This window comes from Cedecea sp. P7760 (assembly GCF_013386425.1).
Taxonomy (GTDB): Bacteria; Pseudomonadota; Gammaproteobacteria; order Enterobacterales; family Enterobacteriaceae; genus Cedecea; species Cedecea selenatireducens.
Genome location: NZ_JACARU010000007.1, coordinates 23241 through 44548 on the forward strand (window position 1 = coordinate 23241; position 21308 = coordinate 44548).

The 21308-nt window shown below is 58.0% G+C and carries 20 protein-coding genes; 16 read left to right on the plus strand and 4 right to left on the minus strand.

The annotated features are described in order from the left end of the window. Positions 1–8 precede the first annotated feature (8 nt). Genes phnL through phnP form a run of 5 tightly spaced genes read left to right on the plus strand, consistent with a single transcriptional unit; the run spans position 9 to position 3622 of the window. The gene (gene phnL / locus HX778_RS02510) at positions 9–713 is read left to right on the plus strand and encodes a phosphonate C-P lyase system protein PhnL (protein ID WP_038476531.1); all 705 of its coding nucleotides are present in this window, start codon (positions 9–11) and stop codon (positions 711–713) included. Continuing rightward, positions 700–1836 carry an alpha-D-ribose 1-methylphosphonate 5-triphosphate diphosphatase gene (gene phnM, locus HX778_RS02515; RefSeq protein ID WP_038476534.1) on the plus strand — a complete coding sequence of 379 codons (1137 nt, stop codon included), beginning with the start codon at positions 700–702 and terminating at the stop codon, positions 1834–1836. Before phnL ends, phnM begins: the two co-directional genes overlap by 14 nt. Further along, complete coding sequence (phnN, locus tag HX778_RS02520; protein WP_255483319.1) at positions 1833–2420, plus strand: ribose 1,5-bisphosphokinase; 588 nt, start codon at positions 1833–1835, stop codon at positions 2418–2420. The genes phnM and phnN overlap by 4 nt, the downstream gene beginning before the upstream one ends. Continuing rightward, the gene (gene phnO / locus HX778_RS02525) at positions 2413–2886 is read left to right on the plus strand and encodes an aminoalkylphosphonate N-acetyltransferase (protein WP_176981211.1); all 474 of its coding nucleotides are present in this window, start codon (positions 2413–2415) and stop codon (positions 2884–2886) included. Before phnN ends, phnO begins: the two co-directional genes overlap by 8 nt. Further along, on the plus strand, positions 2858–3622 hold the full coding sequence (gene phnP / locus HX778_RS02530; protein ID WP_176981212.1) for a phosphonate metabolism protein PhnP: 765 nt from the start codon (positions 2858–2860) through the stop codon (positions 3620–3622). Before phnO ends, phnP begins: the two co-directional genes overlap by 29 nt. Here the strand turns inward: phnP and yjdP are convergent. Then, positions 3619–3939, minus strand: a complete 321-nt coding sequence (gene yjdP / locus HX778_RS02535) for a DDRRRQL repeat protein YjdP (RefSeq protein WP_176981213.1) — start codon at positions 3937–3939, stop codon at positions 3619–3621. The two genes, phnP and yjdP, sit on opposite strands and share 4 nt — an antisense overlap. Before the next feature lie 68 nt (positions 3940–4007). Next, on the minus strand, positions 4008–4457 hold the full coding sequence (gene rpiB, locus HX778_RS02540; RefSeq protein ID WP_176981214.1) for a bifunctional allose-6-phosphate isomerase/ribose-5-phosphate isomerase RpiB: 450 nt from the start codon (positions 4455–4457) through the stop codon (positions 4008–4010). A 354-nt stretch (positions 4458–4811) separates the two neighbouring features. Between rpiB and alsR the strand changes: the two genes are divergently transcribed. The 6 genes from alsR (at position 4812) to alsK (ending at position 11145) form a co-directional block, all read left to right on the plus strand. Further along, on the plus strand, positions 4812–5702 hold the full coding sequence (gene alsR, locus HX778_RS02545; RefSeq protein WP_038476551.1) for a D-allose utilization transcriptional regulator AlsR: 891 nt from the start codon (positions 4812–4814) through the stop codon (positions 5700–5702). 55 nt (positions 5703–5757) lie between these two features. Beyond that, positions 5758–6693 (plus strand): D-allose transporter substrate-binding protein, encoded by a 936-nt coding sequence (gene alsB, locus HX778_RS02550; RefSeq protein WP_176981215.1) that lies wholly within the window; start codon positions 5758–5760, stop codon positions 6691–6693. A gap of 201 nt (positions 6694–6894) precedes the next feature. Beyond that, positions 6895–8427 carry a D-allose ABC transporter ATP-binding protein AlsA gene (alsA, locus tag HX778_RS02555; protein ID WP_038476554.1) on the plus strand — a complete coding sequence of 511 codons (1533 nt, stop codon included), beginning with the start codon at positions 6895–6897 and terminating at the stop codon, positions 8425–8427. Further along, positions 8406–9386: a D-allose ABC transporter permease gene (alsC, locus tag HX778_RS02560; RefSeq protein ID WP_038476559.1), complete on the plus strand. Its 981-nt coding sequence runs from the start codon at positions 8406–8408 to the stop codon at positions 9384–9386. Before alsA ends, alsC begins: the two co-directional genes overlap by 22 nt. Before the next feature lie 135 nt (positions 9387–9521). Next, a complete protein-coding gene (gene alsE / locus HX778_RS02565) occupies positions 9522–10217 on the plus strand; it encodes a D-allulose 6-phosphate 3-epimerase (protein ID WP_176981216.1) in 696 nt (231 codons plus the stop codon). Further along, positions 10201–11145 carry an allose kinase gene (gene alsK / locus HX778_RS02570; protein WP_176981217.1) on the plus strand — a complete coding sequence of 315 codons (945 nt, stop codon included), beginning with the start codon at positions 10201–10203 and terminating at the stop codon, positions 11143–11145. Before alsE ends, alsK begins: the two co-directional genes overlap by 17 nt. Here the strand turns inward: alsK and HX778_RS02575 are convergent. Then, positions 11078–13660 carry an ATP-binding protein gene (locus tag HX778_RS02575; protein WP_176981218.1) on the minus strand — a complete coding sequence of 861 codons (2583 nt, stop codon included), beginning with the start codon at positions 13658–13660 and terminating at the stop codon, positions 11078–11080. The two genes, alsK and HX778_RS02575, sit on opposite strands and share 68 nt — an antisense overlap. Before the next feature lie 185 nt (positions 13661–13845). Here HX778_RS02575 and HX778_RS02580 point away from each other — a divergent pair, with 185 nt between their 5' ends. From HX778_RS02580 to HX778_RS02595, 4 genes are all read left to right on the plus strand, one after another. Continuing rightward, the gene (locus HX778_RS02580) at positions 13846–15369 is read left to right on the plus strand and encodes a sugar ABC transporter ATP-binding protein (RefSeq protein ID WP_038476571.1); all 1524 of its coding nucleotides are present in this window, start codon (positions 13846–13848) and stop codon (positions 15367–15369) included. Continuing rightward, a complete protein-coding gene (locus HX778_RS02585; protein WP_038476574.1) occupies positions 15362–16354 on the plus strand; it encodes a ribose ABC transporter permease in 993 nt (330 codons plus the stop codon). Before HX778_RS02580 ends, HX778_RS02585 begins: the two co-directional genes overlap by 8 nt. Before the next feature lie 35 nt (positions 16355–16389). Then, positions 16390–17334 (plus strand): ABC transporter substrate-binding protein, encoded by a 945-nt coding sequence (locus tag HX778_RS02590; RefSeq protein WP_038476577.1) that lies wholly within the window; start codon positions 16390–16392, stop codon positions 17332–17334. Positions 17335–17428: 94 nt separating this feature from the next. Then, entirely contained in the window at positions 17429–18112 is a 684-nt protein-coding gene (locus tag HX778_RS02595) for a D-lyxose/D-mannose family sugar isomerase (RefSeq protein ID WP_176981219.1), read from the plus strand. Here HX778_RS02595 and HX778_RS02600 read toward each other — a convergent pair. Further along, positions 18109–18843, minus strand: coding sequence for a response regulator (locus HX778_RS02600; RefSeq protein ID WP_038476583.1), 735 nt, complete (start codon positions 18841–18843; stop codon positions 18109–18111). The genes HX778_RS02595 and HX778_RS02600 overlap by 4 nt on opposite strands. A 294-nt stretch (positions 18844–19137) precedes the next feature. Between HX778_RS02600 and fdhF the strand changes: the two genes are divergently transcribed. Continuing rightward, on the plus strand, positions 19138–21285 hold the full coding sequence (fdhF, locus tag HX778_RS02605; RefSeq protein ID WP_176981245.1) for a formate dehydrogenase subunit alpha: 2148 nt from the start codon (positions 19138–19140) through the stop codon (positions 21283–21285). Positions 21286–21308 lie beyond the last annotated feature (23 nt).

A 21308-nucleotide genomic window follows, 5' to 3' on the forward strand; every position in this document is an offset into this window, starting at 1 on the left:
TACTCGCTATGACCAGAATACGGGTTGAAAACCTGAGCAAAACCTTTGTCCTGCACCACCAGCACGGTATTCGCCTGCCGGTGCTGGCGGACGCTTCGCTGGAAGTTAAAGGCGGAGAATGCGTGGTGCTGCACGGCCACTCCGGCAGCGGGAAATCCACCCTGCTGCGCTCGCTGTACGCCAACTACCTGCCGGATGAAGGACACATCTGGGTTAAGCACAACGACGAATGGCTCGACATCGTGCAGGCTCCGGCGCGTGAAGTGCTGGCGGTGCGTCGCCAGACCATCGGCTGGGTAAGCCAGTTCCTGCGCGTTATTCCGCGAATTTCCGCGCTCGAAGTCGTCATGCAGCCGCTGCTTGATTTGGGCGTGCCGCGTGAAGAGTGCGAGAAAAAAGCCGCCAGCCTGCTGACCCGCCTCAACGTGCCTGAACGCCTGTGGCACCTGGCGCCGTCGACCTTTTCCGGCGGCGAACAGCAGCGCGTGAACATCGCTCGCGGCTTTATTGTCGACTACCCGATTTTACTGCTGGACGAGCCAACCGCCTCGCTGGACGCCAGGAACAGCGCCGCCGTGGTGGCTTTGATTCAGGAAGCAAAAGCACGTGGAGCGGCCATCGTCGGCATCTTCCACGATGAAGCAGTACGTGAACAGGTGGCCGACCGCCTGCATACGATGTCCGCGATGGAGCCCCAACATGATAATCAATAACGTTCGCCTGGTACTGGAAGAAGAAGTAGTCAGTGGCTCGCTGGAAGTGGCCGACGGTTTGATTCGCAACTTTGCCGAGACCCAAAGCCAGCTGCCGGGCGCACACGACGGCGGCGGCGGCTGGCTGCTGCCGGGGCTGATTGAGCTGCACACGGATAACCTGGATAAATTCTTCACCCCACGGCCAAAGGTTGACTGGCCGGCGCACTCCGCCATGAGCAGCCACGACGCGCTGATGGTAGCGAGCGGCATCACCACCGTGCTGGACGCCGTTGCCATCGGCGACGTGCGCGACGGCGGCGACCGCCTGGAAAACCTCGAAAAAATGATCAACGCCGTGGAGGATACGCAAAAACGCGGCCTCAACCGCGCCGAACACCGCCTGCACCTGCGCTGCGAGCTGCCGCACCACACCACGCTGCCGCTGTTCGACAAGCTGGTAGACCGCGAACTGGTGTCCCTCGTTTCGCTGATGGACCACTCGCCGGGCCAGCGCCAGTACGCGGAACTCTCGAAATACCGCGACTATTATCAGGGCAAATACCATCTCACCAACGAGCAGATGGATCGGTTTGAGGAAGAGCAGCTGACGCTGGCGGCGCGCTGGTCACAGCCAAACCGCCAGGCCATTGCCGCCCGCTGTCGCGACCGCAATATTGCCCTCGCCAGCCATGACGATGCCACCTCCGCCCACGTTGTAGAATCCCACGAAATCGGCAGCGTGATCGCCGAGTTCCCGACCACGCTGGAAGCCGCGGAAGCTTCTCGTCGCCACGGCATGAGCGTGCTGATGGGCGCGCCGAATATCGTGCGCGGCGGCTCTCACTCCGGCAACGTGGCGGCCAGCCATCTGGCCCAGGCCGGGCTGCTGGATATTCTCTCCTCGGATTACTATCCGGCGAGCCTGCTGGATGCGGCCTTCCGCGTGGCGCACGACGACAGCAACAGCTTCACGCTGGCTCAGGCGGTAAACCTTGTGACGCGCAACCCTGCAAGGGCGCTGAACCTGGCCGACCGTGGGACGCTGGCGGAAGGTAAACGAGCGGATCTGGTGCTGGCACATATGCACGGCGACCATATCCACGTCGATCACGTCTGGCGCCAGGGAACGCGGGTGTTCTGATGAGTAAATTAATCTGGCTGATGGGCCCGTCCGGCTCCGGTAAAGACAGCCTGCTGAGCGCCCTGCGCCAGCAGGAGCATGCCAGACTGCTGGTGGCGCACCGCTATATAACCCGCGCCGCCGACGCAGGCTGCGAAAACCACATTGCGCTGAGCGCAAAAGAGTTTGAACAGCGTCAGCAACTGGGGCTGTTCGCCCTGAGCTGGCAGGCGCACGAGCAGTCCTACGGCGTCGGCGTGGAAATGGATATATGGCTCGAGGCCGGATTTGACGTGGTGGTTAACGGCTCGCGCCAGCACCTGAAGCAGGCGAGGGAACGTTATGGCGATGGGCTGGTGCCCATCTGCCTGCAGGTTTCTGCCAGCGTGCTGCGCCAACGTCTGGAGCAGCGCGGCAGGGAAAATGCGGAACAGATCGAGCAGCGGCTGCAGCGCGCGGCGCTCTATGCGCCAGAGGGCGGCGATTGTCTGGTACTCAACAACGACGGGAGTCTGCTACAGTCAGCCGAATTATTTATGCGGCTGTTAGCCCAGCACCGCTCGAACGTTATCCCTCTTCACCGCAAGGAGCCCCGCCATGTCTGATGTTGTTAAGTTAAAAGCCGCCGCTATCGAAGACAGCGATACCGTTTACCGCATGATTTGCGAGCTAAAGCAGGCTCAGGCAGATCGCCCCGGCTTTAACGCCTGTTTTACCGAGAACCTGCGCGACCCGAATATCTACTATCAGCTGGCGTGGCTGGGCAACAAAGCGCTGGGGATGATTAGCCTGCACCTGCAATATCATCTGCACCACGGCCGTCGCATCGGCGAGATCCAGGAGCTGGTAGTGCTGGAAGAAGCCCGCGGCCACGGCGTCGGCAAACAGCTGCTTGCCTGGGCCGAAGAGCAGGCACGTAAAGCCGATGCCGAGCTGACGGAGCTGTCGACCAGCACCGGGCGCAAAGACGCTCACCGCTTCTACGAGCGTGAAGGCTACCGCGCCACCCATATCCGCTTTACCAAACCGGTGGAGACACCTGATGACGCTCACGCTAACGCTAACGCTTAGCGGCACCGGCGGGGCGCAGCTTGTTCCCGCCTGGGGCTGCGGCTGCGCGGCCTGTGCACGGGCGCGCAGCAACCCCGCTCATCGCCGCCGTCCGTGCAGCGCGGTAGTCAGGTATAACGACGCGGTTACGCTGGTGGATGCGGGGCTACCCGATCTGATGGAGAGCTGGCAGCCCGGTGATTTTCAGCAGTTTTTGCTCACCCACTACCATATGGATCACGTCCAGGGGTTGTTCCCGCTGCGCTGGGGCGTGGGCGAGAAAATCCCGGTTTACGGCCCGCCGGATGAACAGGGCTGCGACGATCTGTTTAAACATCCTGGCCTGCTGGATTTTAGCCATACCGTGGAGCCGTTTGTTGCCTTTACCCTTCAGGCGCTGCGCGTCACGCCGCTGCCGCTGCTGCACTCAAAGCTGACGTTTGGTTATCTGTTTGAAACGGCCTACAGCAGGCTGGCGTGGCTGAGCGATACGGCGGGGCTGCCGGACAAAACCCTGAAGTTTCTGGCCGCCAACCGCCCGGAAGTGGTGGTGATAGATTGCAGCCGCGAACCCCGGCCAGAAACGCCAAAAAATCACTGTGACTTAACGACCGTCATCGCGCTGAACAAACAGATTGGTAGCCCCCGAGTCGTGCTGACGCACATCAGCCACCAGTTTGATGAATGGCTGATGCACAACTCGCTTCCCGCTGGCTTTGAAGCTGGTTTTGACGGCATGGAAATCGTGCTGGATTAACGGTCGTCGTCGTCCTGCAGGCGCCGCTCATCGTCATCCAGCTGCTGGCGTTCACGGTCAAGCTGGTTCTGGCGGTCATCAAGGCTGCGACGCCTGTCTTCCAGTTGGCGGTAGCGCGCTTCATCCTGGCGGCTGAGCCTGCGCTGAGCCGCTTCGTCATCGCTATCGTCATGATAAACGCGGTCGCCGCCGGGTTTATAAGCATCGCTAAACGCCTGCTGGATATTGCCAATGGCGTCATCAATCACGTCGGCCTGCGCGAACGGCGAGGCCAGGTACAGCGTGCCGAGCAGCAGCGCGGCGGCATAAGGTTTCATCGGTCAGTCTCCGGAATGGACTGGCCTCAGCGTAGTCAGCCGGCCTCACGCGCAGTAGCGGAGGAATCTCAAATTCCCGGCGATTCCAGCGCGCCAATAGCCTCGACCCTTGCCTGATGTCGCCCGCCTTCAAACTGCCCGCTTAACCACGCGTCGACGATCATTTTGGCCAAATCCAGCCCGACGACTCGTGAGCCGAAGGCCAGCACGTTGGTGTTATTGTGCTGGCGGGAAAGCAACGCAGAATAAGGCTCGCTGCACACCACCGCCCGGATGCCGGGAAACTTGTTGGCGGTGATAGATATCCCCACGCCGGTGCCGCAAATCAAAATGCCGCCCTCGGCTTCGCCGTTTACCACGGCCTGCGCTACGGCGCTGGCGTAAAGCGGGTAATCTGTACGCTCCCCGGACCAGGTCCCTTTGTCCAGCACCTCAATCCCTTTTTCCTCAAGATGCGCCACAATTTCTGCCTTCAGCAGGAAGCCGACGTGATCGCAGCCAAATGCAATTTTTTTCATTTTATCCTCACCGTAACCGTCACTTTACGAACCCGGCGACTTTTGTGATTTAAGACCGGTTCACTGCCCAATTAATCGGCAAAATCGCCGGGTTCGTGGCTATTTCTACACCGTTCAGCTTCACAACACAATGTCGATTACGGCTAATCACCTAACAGTAGCCAGTATCACACAACGAAAGGCAAGCAATAAACATATTGTTTTTCAAATGGATAACTTATTAAGGCCAAAAACAAAACTTCACAAAAAATAAAACTTTATGAATTAATTATTTTTGTGAAGTTGTCAGCATATTTTCTGCTCACGCTGTGATGTTATAGTGGCGTCTTCACTCTACGGACACGAGAGAACAGGATGAGTCAGTCAGATATTGATTCACAACAGCCGTTCGGCATCGGCCTTGCCCCCTGGCTGCGCATGAAGCAGGAGGGGATGACGGACAACGAAAGCCGTATCGTCGACTGGTTGTTAAAGCCCGGTAATCTGAGCGATGCCCCGGCCATTAAAGACGTTGCCGAAGCCCTTGCGGTGTCGGAAGCGATGATTGTGAAGGTGTCGAAACTGCTGGGTTTCAGCGGTTTTCGTAACCTGCGCAGCGCGCTGGTCGCCTACTTTTCCGAGTCAGAGCAGGTGCTGCCGACCGAGCTGGCGTTCGACGAAGCGCCGCAGGACGTGGTCAATAAGGTGTTTAACATTACCTTACGCACCATTATGGAAGGTCAGTCGATCGTTAACGTCGACGAGATTCATCGCGCGGCACGCTATTTCGCGCAGGCAAAACAGCGTGATTTGTACGGCGTTGGCGGCTCGAACTCCATATGTAACGACATCCAGCACAAGTTCCTGCGCATCGGCGTGCGCTGCCAGGCCTATCAGGATGCGCACATCATGATGATGTCGGCCTCGCTGCTTAAAGAAGGTGACGTGGTGCTGGTGGTTTCCCACTCAGGGCGCACCGGCGATTTAAAAGCGGCGGTTGAGCTGGCGAAAAAGAACGGCGCAAAAATAATTTGCATTACCCATAGCTATCATTCACCTATAGCACGGCTGGCCGATTTTATTATTTGTTCGCCAGCCCCAGAGACGCCTTTATTAGGCCGCAACGCCTCCGCGCGTATATTACAATTAACGTTACTCGATGCTTTATTTGTTTCAGTCGCACAGCAAAACATTGAACAGGCAACATTAAATATGCAAAAAACCGGCGCTATTGTGGATTTCTTTTCACCTGGCGCGCTGAAGTAAAAAAGAGATCCCGTGTGAGCGGGATCTGACTGCACCCTACACTGAGAATATGATTATGAATAAATATCTGAAAATATTCAGCGGCGCTGCTATGGGCCTGATGTTATCCACCAGCGCTTTTGCCGCTGCCGATTACGCGGTGGTATTAAAAACATTATCCAACCCTTATTGGGTGGATATGAAAAAAGGTATTGAAGATGAAGCCAAAACGCTGGGCGTTAGCGTTGATATTTTTGCTTCGCCTTCGGAGGGTGATTTCCAGTCGCAATTACAGCTTTTTGAAGATTTAACGAATAAAAAATACAAAGGCATCGCTTTTGCGCCGCTTTCCTCGGTAAATCTCGTGGTGCCCGTGGCGAACGCCTGGAAGAAAGGCATTTACCTGGTCAACCTCGATGAAAAAATCGATATGGATAACCTGAAAAAAGCCGGCGGTAACGTCGAAGCCTTTGTGACCACCGATAACGTCGCGGTCGGCGCGAAGGGCGCAGGCTTCATCATCGATAAGCTTGGTGCCGCGGGCGGTGAAGTGGCAATTATCGAAGGGAAAGCAGGTAATGCCTCCGGCGAAGCCCGCCGCGTGGGAGCCAGCGGTGCGTTTAAAAAAGCCAGCCAGATTAAGCTCGTCGCCAGCCAACCCGCAGACTGGGACCGCATCAAGGCGCTCGACGTGGCGACCAACGTGCTGCAGCGTAACCCAAACCTGAAAGCCTTCTATTGTGCTAACGACACGATGGCAATGGGCGTAGCGCAGGCGGTGGCTAACGCCGGTAAAACCGGAAAAGTGCTGGTCGTCGGCACCGACGGTATTCCGGAAGCACGCAAAATGGTTGATGCAGGGCAGATGACCGCCACCGTTGCCCAAAATCCGGGTGACATCGGTGCGACCGGCCTGAAGCTGCTGGTTGACGCGGCAAAAACCGGCAAGGTGATTGCGCTGGATAAAGCGCCGCAGTTCAGCCTGGTGGATTCGGTGCTGGTGACGAAATAGTTTCTGGTCTGAGTGGCCTGATGCCCTCACCCCGGCCCTCTCCCACAGGGAGAGGGGGAAAAAAGGGGTAGCCCTCTCCCACAAAGAGAGAGGGGAAAAAGAGTACTAAAAGAAAAGCGGTGGCAGTAGTTATTCCCTCTCCCCTATGGGGAGAGGGTTAGGGTGAGGGGAAACCTTCGCTAAAAATGATTGAGGCTCGTCATGGTCACGCCATACATTGCAATGGCGGGGATCGGCAAATCCTTTGGTCCGGTTCACGCATTAAAATCGGTTGATTTAACAATATTCCCCGGCGAAATTCACGCCCTTCTCGGGGAAAACGGTGCAGGTAAATCAACCCTGATGAAAGTCCTGTCGGGTATTCATGAACCGACCAAAGGCACCATTACGATTAATAATGTTAATTATGAAAAGCTCGATCATAAATTAGCGGCACAGCTCGGCATTGGTATTATTTATCAAGAACTCAGCGTCATTGATGAATTAACCGTTTTAGAAAATCTTTATATTGGTCGCCATACAACAAAAAAAGTCTTCGGGATTAATATTGTTGACTGGAAAGAGATGCGTATTCGCGCCGCGATGATGCTTTTACGTGTCGGCTTAAAAGTGGATCTCGATGAAAAGGTGGGTAATTTATCCATCAGTCACAAGCAAATGTTAGAAATTGCCAAAACATTAATGCTGGACGCCAAAGTCATTATTATGGATGAGCCCACATCTTCTTTAACCAATAAAGAAGTGGATTATCTTTTTCTCATCATGAACCAGCTGCGTAAAGAAGGCACGGCGATGGTGTACATCTCCCATAAGCTTGCCGAAATCCGCCGTATCTGCGACCGCTACACGGTGATGAAGGACGGCAGCAGCGTCTGCAGCGGCCTGGTCGGCGACGTCTCCAACGACGACATTGTGCGCCTGATGGTTGGCCGCGAGCTGCAAAACCGCTTTAGCGCGATGAAAGAGAGCGCCGGGAACGTGGAGCGTGACGTGGTGTTTGAGGTGAAGAACGTCACCAGCCGCGACCGCAAAAAGGTGAAAGGCATTTCGTTCAGCGTCAACCGTGGCGAGATCCTGGGCTTTTCCGGCCTCGTAGGCTCCGGGCGCACCGAGCTGATGGACTGCCTGTTCGGCGTCGACAAACGCTCATCAGGGGAAATTCTGCTTAACGGCAAGAACATTTCGCCCCGCTCGCCGATGGATGCGCTGAAAAAAGGCATGGGCTACATCACCGAAAGCCGCCGGGATAACGGCTTCTTCGCCAACTTCTCCATTGCGCAGAACATGGCCGTCAGCCAGAGCCTCAAGCGCGGCGGCTACAAAGGCGCGATGGGGCTGTTTAACGAAGCCGAAGAACGAAAAATTGCCGAAGCTCAGCGCCAGCTGCTGGCGCTCAAATGCCACAGCGTCGATCAGAACATTACCGAGCTTTCCGGCGGCAACCAACAGAAGGTACTGATTTCTAAGTGGCTGTGCTGCAACCCGGAAGTGCTTATCTTCGATGAGCCTACGCGTGGGATCGACGTCGGCGCTAAGGCCGAAATTTACAAAGTGATGCGGCAGCTGGCGGATGACGGAAAGGTCATTCTGATGGTGTCGTCTGAGCTTCCCGAAATTATCGCCGTCTGCGACCGCATTGCCGTGTTCTGCGAAGGGCGGCTGACGCAAATCCTGACCAATCGCGACGATATCAGCGAAGAGGAGATTATGGCATGGGCATTACCACAAGAATGAAACGCGAAGAAAGTGAGAAAAAGCCGTTCAATTTCGCCCAGTTCTGGGACAAATACGGCACCTTTTTCATCCTCGCGATTATCGTCGCCATCTTCGGCACGCTCTCCGCCGAGTACTTCCTGACGGCCAGCAACATCAGCGCCATCTTCGTGCAAAGCTCGGTGACCGTGCTTATCGGCATGGGGGAGTTCTTCGCCATTCTGGTAGCGGGAATCGATCTGTCGGTTGGGGCGATTCTGGCACTTTCCGGCATGGTGACCGCCAAACTGATGCTGGCAGGCGTGGATCCGTTCCTCGCGGCGCTGATTGGCGGCGTGATTGTCGGCGGGCTGCTCGGGGCGATTAACGGCTGCCTGGTAAACTGGACAGGGCTGCATCCGTTCATCATCACGCTTGGCACCAACGCCATCTTCCGGGGCATCACGCTGGTTATTTCCGACGCCAACTCGGTGTACGGCTTCTCGTTCGACTTCGTGAATTTCTTCGCCGCCACGCCGTTAGGCATTCCGGTGCCGGTGATCTTCTCGCTGATTGTCGCCGGGATACTGTGGTTCTTGACCACCCGCACGCGCCTGGGCCGCAATATTTACGCCCTCGGCGGCAATAAGAACTCGGCGTTCTACTCCGGCATCGACGTGAAGTTCCACATGCTGGTGGTGTTCATCATCTCCGGCATCTGCGCCGGGCTGGCGGGCGTGGTCTCTACCGCGCGTCTTGGGGCGGCAGAACCCCTTGCGGGCATGGGGTTTGAAACCTACGCCATCGCCAGCGCGATCATCGGCGGCACCAGCTTCTTCGGCGGCAAAGGCCGAATTTTCTCGGTGGTGATTGGCGGCCTGATTATCGGCACCATCAACAACGGGCTCAACATTCTCCAGGTACAAACCTATTACCAGCTGGTGGTGATGGGCGGGCTGATCATCGCCGCGGTGGCCCTGGATAGACTAATCAGCAAGTAAATTCGTCGTCTTTCGAACGGCAGATGCGTTGGCTGCATCAGCTCACCCCAGTCACATAGTTAGCTATGCTCCTGGGGACTCGCAGCCTGGCCGCCTTTCTGTCGTCCGAAATCCATAGAATTACAGGAGCTTATAATGAAAATTTCCCCCTCTTTGATGTGCATGGATCTGGCAAAATTCCAGGAACAGATTGCGTTTATCGACCTGCACGCGGACTACTTCCATATCGACATTATGGACGGCCACTTTGTGCCGAACCTGACGCTGTCCCCGTTCTTTGTCGGCCAGGTCAGGAAGCTTGCCAGCAAGCCGCTGGACTGCCATCTGATGGTCACTCGCCCGCAGGATTACATCGTCCCGCTGGCGCAGGCCGGGGCGGACATCATTACCCTGCATCCGGAAACTATTAACGGCCAGGCCTTCCGCCTCATAGAAGAGATTCGCCGCCACGGCATGAAAGTCGGCCTGATTTTGAACCCGGAGACCCCGGTTGAGGCGATGAAGTACTACATTCATAAGGCAGACAAGGTGACGGTGATGACCGTTGACCCAGGGTTTGCCGGCCAGCCGTTTATTCCAGAAATGCTGGAAAAAGTGGCGGAGCTGAAAGCCTGGCGCGAGCGCGAAGGGCTGAGCTACGAAATCGAAATTGACGGCTCCTGCAACGCGGCAACCTATGAACGACTCATGGCCGCCGGGGCAGATGTGTTTATCGTTGGCACTTCCGGGCTGTTTAACCACGCCCGGGATATCGACGAGGCCTGGCAGGTGATGAGCGAACAGATCCTGACGGCCAAAAACGAGGTTATCCCCCATGCCAAAACCGCTTAACGTGGTGGCCGGAGTGGATATGGGCGCCACCCATATCCGCCTGTGTTTGCAGGATGAATCCGGCGCGGTGCTGCACTGTGAAAAACAGCGCACCGCAGAGATTATCTCCGGGGGCGTGGTCTGCGGGATCGCCCGTCTGTTAAACGATCGGCTGGATCGCTTTAACGCCCGCTGCCGCGGCATGGTGATGGGGTTCCCGGCGCTGGTCGGCAAAGACAAGCGCACGATTATCTCCACGCCAAATTTGCCGCTTGCCGCCGCAGAGCTTAACGAACTGGCGGGCAAGCTGGAGGATGCGCTCGGCTGCCCGGTCGAGTTTTCACGTGACGTCAATCTGCAGCTCTCGTTCGACGTCGCGCAAAACGGCCTGCAGCCCCAGCAGGTGCTGGGGGCTTATCTCGGCACCGGCATGGGTTTTGCCGTCTGGCTGAACGGGGCACCCTGGACCGGCGCCCACGGCGTTGCCGGTGAACTGGGCCATATTCCACAGGGCGATATGCACCTGACCTGCGGCTGCGGAAATGCGGGGTGCCTGGAAACGGTGTGCTCGGGGATTGCCCTGAAACGCTGGTACGACGCCAGCCCGCGTGCGTATGAAATTGGCGAGCTGTTCAGCGTTGCCGCGCAGCAGCCGTTTGTCGTTGCCCTGCTCGACCACGCGGCGCGCGCCATCGCCACCAGCGTGAACCTGTTTGACCCGGATGCGGTAATCCTCGGCGGCGGCGTAATGGACATGGTCGATTTTCCGCGCGAAGCGCTGATTGCGCAGACTAAACGCTATCTTCGCCGCCCGCTTCCTCACGATGCCGTGCGCTTTATCGACGCGTCTTCATCCGCGTTTAACGGCGCACAAGGTGCGGCTACGCTGGCCCGCGCCTGCTTCCTGCCCGCGCTTTACGTAGCGCCTCAGCAAGCTGCGCTCGGGTAAACGGTTTGCGCAGCAGCTCAACCTCCGGCAGGTGTTGCTCGCTGCGACGTAAATCCTGCCCGCTTACCAGCAGCAAATCCAGCTGAGGATGGTGGCGGCGAGCCTGCTGGAGCACGTCCGCGCCGCTTAGCTCGCCGGGCAGCATCAGGTCGCTGATAACGAGGCTGATGTCCGGCACCTCGCGCATCAGCTGCAGCGCCTGCTGGCTGTCGCTGGCTTCCAGCGTCAGGTAACCCAGCTGATGCAGCTGTTCGCAGAGCGTCTGGCGCACGTCCGGCTCATCTTCGAGTACCAGCACAAGCTGGTCAGAAATATCGGCCTGTTCATCGACCAGCGGCAAGGCCTCCGGCTGCGCCTCCGCAGACGCCCGAGGCAGTTGAAGTATGACCCGAGTCCCTGTGCCCGGCTCGCTTTCAATCTGCACCCGCCCGCCCGACTGGCGTACAAAGCCATAAACCATCGACAGCCCAAGCCCGCTGCCGCTGCCGGTCTGTTTGGTGGTGAAGAACGGTTCAAACACCTGCGCCTTTACCTCGTCCGTCATGCCGTGCCCGGTGTCGGCCACTTCAACCACCACCATATCCTGCTTGCGCCCTTCGCCGCGCACCACGCGCTGGTTCCAGGTGCGGATCTTAATTTCACCGCTGCGCCCTTCCATCGCGTCTCGGGCGTTCATCACCAGGTTAATGATCGCGTTCTCCAGCTGATTGACGTCGATCCAGGCGGGCCAGGCGGGCTGCTGGGCTTCAACGACAAGCGTGAGATGGGCGGGCAAAGAATGGCGCATCAGCGGGTCGAGGTTTTCAAGCAGGCTTTTCATCGCCACCGCCCTCGGGTGTAACGATTGCTTGCGGGAAAACGCGAGCAGCCGCTGAGTGAGCTGTGCGCCACGCTCGGCGGCCTTAAGCGCGCGCTGAATGCGCACGGCGTCCGGCGAGTCTGTCGCGGTCAGCTCAAGACTGCCGATGATCACCGCCAGCAGGTTATTGAAGTCGTGCGCCAGACCGCCGGTAAGCTGCCCCACCGCCTTCATTTTTTGGCTGTGCACCAGCGCTTCTTCCAGCGCTTTGCGTTCGCTACGCTCCAGCACTACGTTCACCATGCCCCGCCCAGGCACCGGGCTAAAACGCAGCTCGATGGTACGGCCGTCCGCCAGCCTCAACTCCTGCGGCTTAGGCAAGGGTCTGGAGAGATTACCCAACATATGCTCCTGCAGCGGCGTAACCTGCTTGAGCAACCCGAGATAGTGCTGACCACGCTGCAGGCGCTGCGGCTCAAGCCCCAGCAGCAGCGGATATTGCTGATTCCACACCACCAGGAAACCGTCGCTGTCGAACAGCGCAAAGCCGTCGCGCATGGCGTGAAAAGTGGTTTCCAGCAGGGTGCTTTTTTCTTTCAGCAGGCGTGAGGTATGCTCCAGCGAAGCGGTATTACGGGCAAAGACGTTGAACGCCCTGGCCAGCTCGCCCAGCTCATCGCGCCTCTGCTGCGCGGGCACGCTGACCTCTTTTTCGCCTTTCGCCAGCCGCGTCATCGCCTGGGAAATCGCCGTTAAGTTTGAGCCCAGGTTGCGGTAAATATACAGCCCGGCAAACCCGGTGATCACCAGCGCCAGCAGGGCAAACAGGCCGATAAAAGCGATGATGGACTGCAAATCCCGGTGGCTTTGCTGGCTGCGCTGCCGGGATTCTTCCCCGACTTTTTGCACGTACAGGTTGATGTCCTGATTCAGAAAAGCCACCAGCGCTTTGATGTGGTACATGTGCCAGGCGATGCCCAGGTCGCTTTCCTCAAGCTGCGCAGAAAGCGGCGGCAGCTGGCGCAGGCCGTTTCTGAACTGCTGCAAAATGCTGTCCGATAACGCCGACGCCGCCCGCTCGGGGAGAAGCTGCATCACTTCGCTAAGCTGGCGCACCGCCGGCCTCGGGGAGGAGGACTGAATCGCCACCAGAATCAGGCGATCCATCTCTTTGAGCAGCCCGGCATCCGGCACGTTAAGCCCTTCGCGGGCGTTAACTTCCTGCAGGTGTTCAAGGTAGCTCTGATTCTGGTACAGGGCGCTCAGCAGCAGGTTACGCTGCAGGTGGCGACGGTGCCCCATCACCAGCATATTGGTGACGCTGCTTTCCAGCTCGTTGCTGCGGTCGATGATCCGGCTGACCAGCTGCGGCTCACGGCTCGCCAGCGGCGCTTTGGCCAGGTGAGAAAGCGAGTTTTGCAGCGAAAGCTGGGTTTGCTTCAGGCTTGCCGCCTCGCTCTGGTATTCCAGCGCGCCCACAACCTGAGAAAGCCTGACCGCCGCCGTCGCCACGTTCGAGGTGTCGCGCGCCAGCTCCATGCTACCGGACATATCGAGCAGCGTTTGCCCCTGAACCTGCTCCTGCAGGCGGCTGGCGTGCTTAAAGCCGAGCACCGCCACGCCGCAGACCATCAGCGTGACCGCCACCACCAGCAGATTGAAGAACAGCAGGCGGCCACGGGCGCTGGCGAAAAAGGAGGGACGAGGCTGGGTCATAGAGGCTCCGTGGTTGATTCACTCCAGTTAAGCATTGCATGGATTTTGATAAATATTTCCACACCGGGAATGTGATCCAGGTTAACTATTCAACTCTATGACAAATATGAACGGCGGCTGACATTTTGCATTTATCGGCGTGTGGTTGACTGGCGCTTATTGATACCCACCACAGGCGCCGCACCATGAGCAGAGTCCCCATTCTGGAAATGCGCAATATTGCCAAGTCATTTGGCAAGTTTTATGCGCTAAAAGGCGTCGATTTAACGGTATTTCCCGGTGAAATCCATGCGCTAATGGGTGAGAACGGGGCGGGTAAAAGCACCCTGATGAAGATCCTCGCCGGGGCTTACATCGCCACCAGCGGCGAAGTGCTGATTGACGGCGAACCCTATGCCATCAAAGGCCCCAAAGATGCCCTCAACGCGGGCATTACCCTGATTTACCAGGAAATGCAGCTCGCGCCAAACCTCACCGTGGCCGAAAACATTTTCCTCGGCAGCGAACTGGCGCGCGGCGGCCTGGTGCAGCGTAAAGAGATGGTGCAGCAGGCGCAGGCGGTGATTGACCGCCTCGGGGCGCAGTTTAAAGCAACCGACCTCGTCATGAAGCTGACCATTGCCGAGCAGCAGCAGGTTGAGATTGCCCGCGCGCTCCAGCGCAACAGCCGTATTCTGGTGATGGATGAACCCACCGCCGCCCTCTCATCTCGCGAAACGCATCGCCTGTTTGAGCTGATTTTCCGCCTGCGTGATGAAGGCATGGCGATTATCTACATCAGCCACCGCATGGCGGAAATTTATGAGCTGTCTGATCGGGTCAGCGTCCTGCGCGACGGCCAGTACGTCGGCAGCCTGACGCGGGAAAACCTTAACGCCAGCGAACTGGTCAAAATGATGGTTGGCCGGCCCCTTAGCGACCTGTTTAACAAAGAGCGTGATATCCCGCTCGGCAGCCCTCGCCTCAACGTTCATCACCTGACGGACAGCGGCAAGGTGCAGCCCGTCAGCCTGCACGTGCGTTCCGGGGAAATTGTCGGCCTGGCCGGGCTGGTTGGCGCGGGGCGTTCAGAGCTGGCGCAGCTTATCTTCGGCGTGCGTAAGGCCACGGGCGGTACGGTTGAGATCGACGGCGAGCCGGTGACGCTGCACTCCCCCCGCGAGGCGATTCAACACGGCATCGGCTTCCTGACGGAAAACCGCAAAGAGCAAGGGCTGTTCCTCGAGCTTGCCGCGCAGGACAACATCACCATGGCCACGCTGGAGCGTGACGCTCATTTCGGCATGCTCGACCGCAAAAAAGCCCAGACCATTTCTGACGATGCTATCAGCCTGCTGAATATCCGCGTGCCGCACGCTCAGGTTCGCGCCGGGGGCCTGTCCGGTGGTAACCAGCAAAAGTTGCTGATTTCCCGCTGGGTTGCTATTGGCCCACGCATTCTGATCCTCGACGAGCCTACGCGCGGCGTGGACGTCGGCGCTAAAAGCGAAATTTACCGCATCATGAACCAGCTGGCCCGCCAGGGCGTGGCCATTTTAATGATTTCCAGTGAGCTGCCCGAAGTGGTGGGCATGAGCGACCGGGTGTACGTCATGCGCGAAGGCAGCATTGCCGGCGAGCTGCTGCGCCACGACATTACGCAAGAGAATATTATGACCCTGGCTACCGGCGTGACCGAGGCCCATAAGAAAGAGGTTCACCATGACTAACTCAGGCACGCAACCGGTGGCAAAATCCGCCTCGCTTAAAAAAGCCCTGTTCGGCGATTTACTACAAACCGTCGGCATTTTGCCGATTTTGATACTGATCGTCGCCGTATTTGGCTTTGTCGCGCCCAACTTCTTCACCGAGTCTAACCTGCTCAATATCGCCCGGCAGTCATCGATCAACATCGTGCTGGCGGCTGGGATGACCTTCATCATTCTGACCGGCGGTATTGACCTTTCCGTGGGCTCTATCCTCGGCACCACCGCCGTGACGGCAATGGTCGTGTCGCTGATGCCCGGCTGGGAAGGCCTGTCGATTCCGGCAGCGCTGCTGATGGGCACCGGGCTCGGGCTGTTTAACGGCATGCTGGTCGCCTGGGCGGGGCTGCCGCCGTTTATCGTCACGCTCGGCACCTATACCGCGCTGCGCGGCGCAGCGTATCTGCTGGCCGACGGCACAACGGTGATTAACTCCAACATCAACTTTGAATGGATTGGTAACGCCTATCTCGGCCCGGTGCCGTGGCTGGTCGTTATCGCCCTGCTGGTGATTGCGGTGTGCTGGTTCATCCTCCGCCGTACCACGCTGGGCGTTCATATCTACGCGGTAGGCGGCAACATGCAGGCGGCACGCCTGACCGGCATCAAAGTGTGGATGGTGTTGCTGTTCGTGTACGGCATGAGCGGCCTGCTTTCCGGGCTCGGCGGCATCATGAGCGCGTCGCGCCTTTATAGCGCCAACGGTAACCTCGGCGTGGGCTATGAGCTGGACGCCATCGCCGCCGTTATTCTCGGCGGGACCAGCTTCGTGGGCGGGATTGGTACCATCACCGGCACGCTGGTGGGGGCGCTGATTATCGCCACGCTCAACAACGGCATGACGCTAATGGGCGTCTCCTACTTCTGGCAATTGGTGATCAAAGGGGCGGTGATCATCATAGCGGTGCTGATCGACAAATACCGTACCCGTCACCATCAAAGTGCATAACAACAAAACCCTACCCTACGAGTGAGGAAAACAGCATGCGTTTGAAACCCATAGTTACTGCGTTACTGGCTGGTGCAATGATCGCAGGCGCGCCGTTTGCCCAGGCGAAAGAGTTAAAGTCTATCGGCGTGACGGTGGGCGACCTCGCCAACCCGTTCTTCGTGCAGATAACCAAAGGCGCCGAGCTGGAAGCCCGCAAGCTCGCTGGCGACAACGTGAAGGTGACGCTGGTCTCCAGCGGCTACGATCTCGGCCAGCAGGTGGCGCAGATCGATAACTTTATCGCCGCCAAGGTGGACATGATCATCCTCAACGCCGCAGATTCCAAAGGGATCGGCCCGGCGGTAAAACGCGCGAAAGACGCCGGGATCGTCGTGGTGGCGGTGGACGTCGCGGCTGACGGCGCCGATGCCACGATCACCTCAGACAACACCCAGGCCGGGCAAATGGCCTGTAAGTACATTTCCGACCGCCTGAAAGATAAAGGCAACGTGGTTATCATCAACGGGCCGCCGGTTTCCGCCGTGCAGAACCGCGTTGAGGGCTGCGAAACCGAATTCAAAAAGCACCCGGACATTAAGATCCTATCCTCTAATCAGAATGCTAAGGGCAGCCGTGAAGGCGGCCTGGAAGTAATGACCTCGCTGCTGGCGGCGAATCCGAAGATCGACGGCGTGTTTGCGATCAACGATCCGACGGCGATCGGGGCCGATCTGGCGGCAAAACAGGCCCAGCGTAATGAGTTCTTTATTGTCGGCGTGGACGGCAGCCCGGACGGTGAGGAGGCCCTGAAGCGCGGCGGCAGCTCGCTGTTTGTGGCGACGCCGGCGCAGGATCCGCAGGTAATGGCGGCGAAAGCGGTTGAGATTGGCTACGACATTTTGCAGGGTAAACCCGCGCCGAAAGGCCCGGTGCTGATCCCGGTGACGATGATCGATAAGAACAATATTGGCAGCTACAAAGGTTGGACGGTGAAGTAATTTTCCCCTCACCCAGTCGAGTCAAAACGCCGTCAGTCCCCTCTCCCTTCCAGGGAGAGGGCCAGGGTGAGGGTCCACGTCAAAGGGAGGCCAGATGAAACGCTCCGAGGTTAATCAGTACCTGAATGAAACCCGCCAGTTCTTTGCCCGCCACGACATCCAGCTGCCGCCGTTCGCCGGGTTCTCGCCGCAAACATGGCAGCAGCTTAATTCCCACAGCTGGCAGGAAGTGTTTGATCTGAAGCTCGGATGGGATATTACCGACTTCGGCGGCAGCGATTTTCTTATCATGGGCCTCACGCTGTTTACCCTGCGCAACGGCTCACCTGAAGGTGCGCCCTACGCCAAAACTTACGCCGAAAAAGTCATGCACGTGCGTGAAAACCAGATGACGCCGATGCATTTTCACTGGAGCAAACAGGAAGACATCATCAACCGCGGCGGCGGTAATTTGATTGTCGAACTGTGGCATTCAGATCCGTTTGAACAGCCCGATGAATCGGACATTACGGTGGTGATTGACGGCTGCCGCCAGACGCACGCCGCCGGCAGCCAGCTGCGCCTTTCTCCGGGGGAAAGTATCAGCCTGGTGCCGGAGATGTACCACAGCTTCTGGGGCGAGCCCGGCTACGGCGACGTGCTGGTCGGTGAGGTTTCGATGGTGAACGATGACGATCACGACAACCGTTTTTTAAAGCCTCTCGAGCGCTTCAGCACCCTTACCGAAGACGCCGGGGCGGAGCTGCTTTTGTGTCATGAGTACCGCCGGTTTATCTAAACCGCATTATTTTCGCCGTGGGTGACATCCGCGGCAAAGACGTAGCCCACGCCGCGGATGGTGCGGATAAGCGTGGGCTGGTGTGGGTTCACCTCGATTTTGCGCCGCAGCCGCATAATCAGCACGTCGATAGTCCGGTCAAACACTTCGAGGCTTTCGCTGTGGGTTAGCTCAAGCAGTTTTTCCCGCGACAGCACCTTTCTGGCGTGCTGCACCAGGGAAAGCAGCAGACCATATTCCCCCTGGGTGAGATCAACCTGCTGCTGCCGGGCGTTCATCAGCTGGCAGCGGTCGGTGTCCAGCCGCCAGCCGTTAAACTGCAGCGCGCTGGTTTTCGTCGGGCTGGTTTCTACGGCCAGCGCCCCGCTGCGCCTCAGCACCGCTTTCACCCTCGCGACGACCACGCGGCCGTTAAACGGTTTGGCGATGTAGTCATCGGCGCCCATTTCCAGCCCCACCACCACGTCAGACTCGCTGCCCATGCCGGTCAGCATCACCACCGGCAGCGCCGGACGTAGCTTTTGCACCTGCTGAAGCACCAGCAGGCCGTTGGTATCCGGCAGCATCATATCCAGCAGGATAAGCGCGATGGAGGGCTCTGCCGCCACAATCTGCAGCGCTTCATTGCCGCTATGGCACACCAGCACGTCGAAGACGTGTTCGCTGAGCACATCGCGCAGCACGTCGCAAATGGCCTTGTCGTCATCCACCACCAGGATTGCAGGTTTCATTATTGTCTCCGGAGGGGAGGAGGTTCTTTTTAGTGTGAGCGATTGTTGATTGCGCGCCGCAGAAAGAACACAGATCCGTGCGGAATTTTCTATCACTGTCACAAATGCCCGTCAGTTCGACACGTCATTTATGACGAAATCCCCGGCCTTTCGTCAGCCCGTGCGAAAGATGCCCGCCAAACCCGCGCCAATACCCACTCACTCTATGTGGCATAGATAATGCATTGAGTGGCGCAGCAAGGCGGTTTGCATTTATCGCCGCACTTAAATGACAGCATTGACTGGAGCAACATGATGAAAAAAGTCGTCACGGTTTGCCCCTATTGCGCCTCGGGTTGCAAGATAAACCTGGTGGTGGATAACGGCAAAATCGTCAAGGCGGAAGGCGCACAGGGTAAAACCAACCAGGGCGACCTGTGCCTGAAGGGTTATTACGGGTGGGACTTTATCACCGACACCAAAATCCTTACTCCGCGTTTGAAATCCCCGATGATTCGCCGCGAGCGCGGCGGCAAGCTGGAAGCGGTTTCCTGGGATGAAGCGCTGGACTATGTCAGCTCTCGTCTGAGCGAGATCAAAGCCAAGTATGGCCCTGACGCCATTCAAACCACCGGCTCCTCACGCGGGACCGGCAACGAAACCAACTATGTAATGCAAAAATTTGCGCGCGCCGTTATTGGAACCAATAACGTCGATTGCTGCGCACGTGTCTGACACGGCCCATCGGTTGCAGGTCTGCACCAGTCGGTCGGTAATGGCGCGATGAGTAACTCTATCGTCGAGATTGAGGATACTGATTTAGTCTTTGTGTTCGGGTACAACCCGGCAGATTCACACCCTATCGTGGCTAATCGCGTGATTAAAGCGAAGCAGAAAGGGGCACAGATTATCGTCGTCGATCCGCGCAAAATTGAAACCGCGCGCATTGCCGACATGCATTTGAGGTTACGAAACGGCTCTAACATCGCGCTTCTGAACGCGATTGGCCACGTCATTATTGAAGAGAACCTTTACGACCACGCTTTCGTAGCGGCTCGTACCGAAGGCTTCGAGGAGTATCGCAAAATCGTTGAAGGCTACACGCCGGAGTCCGTCGAAGAAATCACTGGCGTCAGCGCCGGGGAAATTCGTGCAGCCGCGCGTATGTATGCCAAAGCCAAAACGGCCACCATCCTGTGGGGCATGGGCGTGACCCAGTTCTACCAGGGCGTGGAAACCGTGCGCTCGCTCACCAGCCTGGCGCTGATGACCGGCAACCTCGGCAAACCTAACGTGGGCGTGAACCCGGTTCGCGGCCAGAACAACGTGCAGGGCGCCTGCGATATGGGCGCACTGCCGGATATGTTCCCCGGTAACCAGTACGTTCGTGACGCGGAAACCCGCAGCAAATTTGCTGCTGCCTGGGGCGTTGACGCGCTGCCGGAAGCCAACGGTTACCGCATCAGCGAACTGCCTCACCGCGTAGAACATGGTGAAGTCCGTGCCGCCTATATTATGGGTGAAGATCCGCTGCAAACCGATGCCGAGCTTTCTGCGGTGCGCAAAGCGTTTGCCGGACTTGAGCTGGTGATTGTGCAGGACATCTTCATGACCAAAACCGCCGCCGAGGCAGACGTTATCTTACCGTCAACCTCCTGGGGCGAGCATGAAGGGGTCTTCACCGCCGCCGACCGTGGCTTCCAGCGCTTCTTTAAGGCGGTTGAGCCGAAGTGGGATCTCAAAACGGACTGGCAGATTATCAGCGAAATCGCCACCCGCATGGGCTACCCGATGCGCTACAGCAACACCCAGGAAATTTGGGACGAGCTGCGTCATCTGTGCCCGGACTTCTATGGTGCGACCTACGAGAAGATGGGCGAGCTGGGCTATATCCAGTGGCCTTGCCGGGACACTTCCGACGCGGACCAGGGCACCTCTTATCTTTATGAGAGCAAGTTCGAGCGCCCTAACGGCCTGGGGCAGTTCTTCACCTGCGACTGGGCACCGCCTATCGATCGCATCACCGACGAGTACCCGATGGTGCTTTCCACGGTGCGTGAAGTCGGCCACTACTCCTGCCGTTCAATGACCGGCAACTGTGCCGCCCTGGCCGCGCTGGCCGATGAGCCGGGTTATGCACAAATCCACGTCGAAGATGCCGCCCGGCTGGGCATTGAAGATGAAGCGTTGATTTGGGTGAATTCGCGTAAAGGCCGGGTTATCACCCGGGCTGCGGTCAGCGAGCGTCCGAATAAAGGCGCGGTGTACATGACCTATCAGTGGTGGATTGGTGCCTGTAATGAGCTGGTGACGGAGAACCTTAGCCCGATAACCAAAACGCCGGAGTACAAGTACTGCGCCGTGCGCGTCGAGCCGATTGCCGATCAGCAGGCCGCCGAGCAGTATGTGATTGATGAGTACAGCAAGCTGAAGGCCCGTCTGCGCGAGAGCGCGAGAGGATAATACATCCCCTCACCCTAACCCTC

What these genes read in the sequence shown, in the direction of transcription:
- alsC (WP_038476559.1), top strand. Translation starts at nt 8,406, where the DNA reads ATGGGCATTACCACAAGAATGAAACGCGAAGAAAGTGAGAAAAAGCCG.
- alsR (WP_038476551.1), top strand. Translation starts at nt 4,812, where the DNA reads ATGAGTCAGTCAGATATTGATTCACAACAGCCGTTCGGCATCGGCCTT.
- HX778_RS02600 (WP_038476583.1), bottom strand. Translation starts at nt 18,843, where the DNA reads ATGAAACCTGCAATCCTGGTGGTGGATGACGACAAGGCCATTTGCGAC.
- HX778_RS02590 (WP_038476577.1), top strand. Translation starts at nt 16,390, where the DNA reads ATGCGTTTGAAACCCATAGTTACTGCGTTACTGGCTGGTGCAATGATC.
- yjdP (WP_176981213.1), bottom strand. Translation starts at nt 3,939, where the DNA reads ATGAAACCTTATGCCGCCGCGCTGCTGCTCGGCACGCTGTACCTGGCC.
- alsK (WP_176981217.1), top strand. Translation starts at nt 10,201, where the DNA reads ATGCCAAAACCGCTTAACGTGGTGGCCGGAGTGGATATGGGCGCCACC.
- phnP (WP_176981212.1), top strand. Translation starts at nt 2,858, where the DNA reads ATGACGCTCACGCTAACGCTAACGCTTAGCGGCACCGGCGGGGCGCAG.
- rpiB (WP_176981214.1), bottom strand. Translation starts at nt 4,457, where the DNA reads ATGAAAAAAATTGCATTTGGCTGCGATCACGTCGGCTTCCTGCTGAAG.
- alsB (WP_176981215.1), top strand. Translation starts at nt 5,758, where the DNA reads ATGAATAAATATCTGAAAATATTCAGCGGCGCTGCTATGGGCCTGATG.
- HX778_RS02575 (WP_176981218.1), bottom strand. Translation starts at nt 13,660, where the DNA reads ATGACCCAGCCTCGTCCCTCCTTTTTCGCCAGCGCCCGTGGCCGCCTG.
- HX778_RS02595 (WP_176981219.1), top strand. Translation starts at nt 17,429, where the DNA reads ATGAAACGCTCCGAGGTTAATCAGTACCTGAATGAAACCCGCCAGTTC.
- alsE (WP_176981216.1), top strand. Translation starts at nt 9,522, where the DNA reads ATGAAAATTTCCCCCTCTTTGATGTGCATGGATCTGGCAAAATTCCAG.
- alsA (WP_038476554.1), top strand. Translation starts at nt 6,895, where the DNA reads ATGGTCACGCCATACATTGCAATGGCGGGGATCGGCAAATCCTTTGGT.
- phnO (WP_176981211.1), top strand. Translation starts at nt 2,413, where the DNA reads ATGTCTGATGTTGTTAAGTTAAAAGCCGCCGCTATCGAAGACAGCGAT.
- HX778_RS02585 (WP_038476574.1), top strand. Translation starts at nt 15,362, where the DNA reads ATGACTAACTCAGGCACGCAACCGGTGGCAAAATCCGCCTCGCTTAAA.
- phnL (WP_038476531.1), top strand. Translation starts at nt 9, where the DNA reads ATGACCAGAATACGGGTTGAAAACCTGAGCAAAACCTTTGTCCTGCAC.
- HX778_RS02580 (WP_038476571.1), top strand. Translation starts at nt 13,846, where the DNA reads ATGAGCAGAGTCCCCATTCTGGAAATGCGCAATATTGCCAAGTCATTT.
- phnM (WP_038476534.1), top strand. Translation starts at nt 700, where the DNA reads ATGATAATCAATAACGTTCGCCTGGTACTGGAAGAAGAAGTAGTCAGT.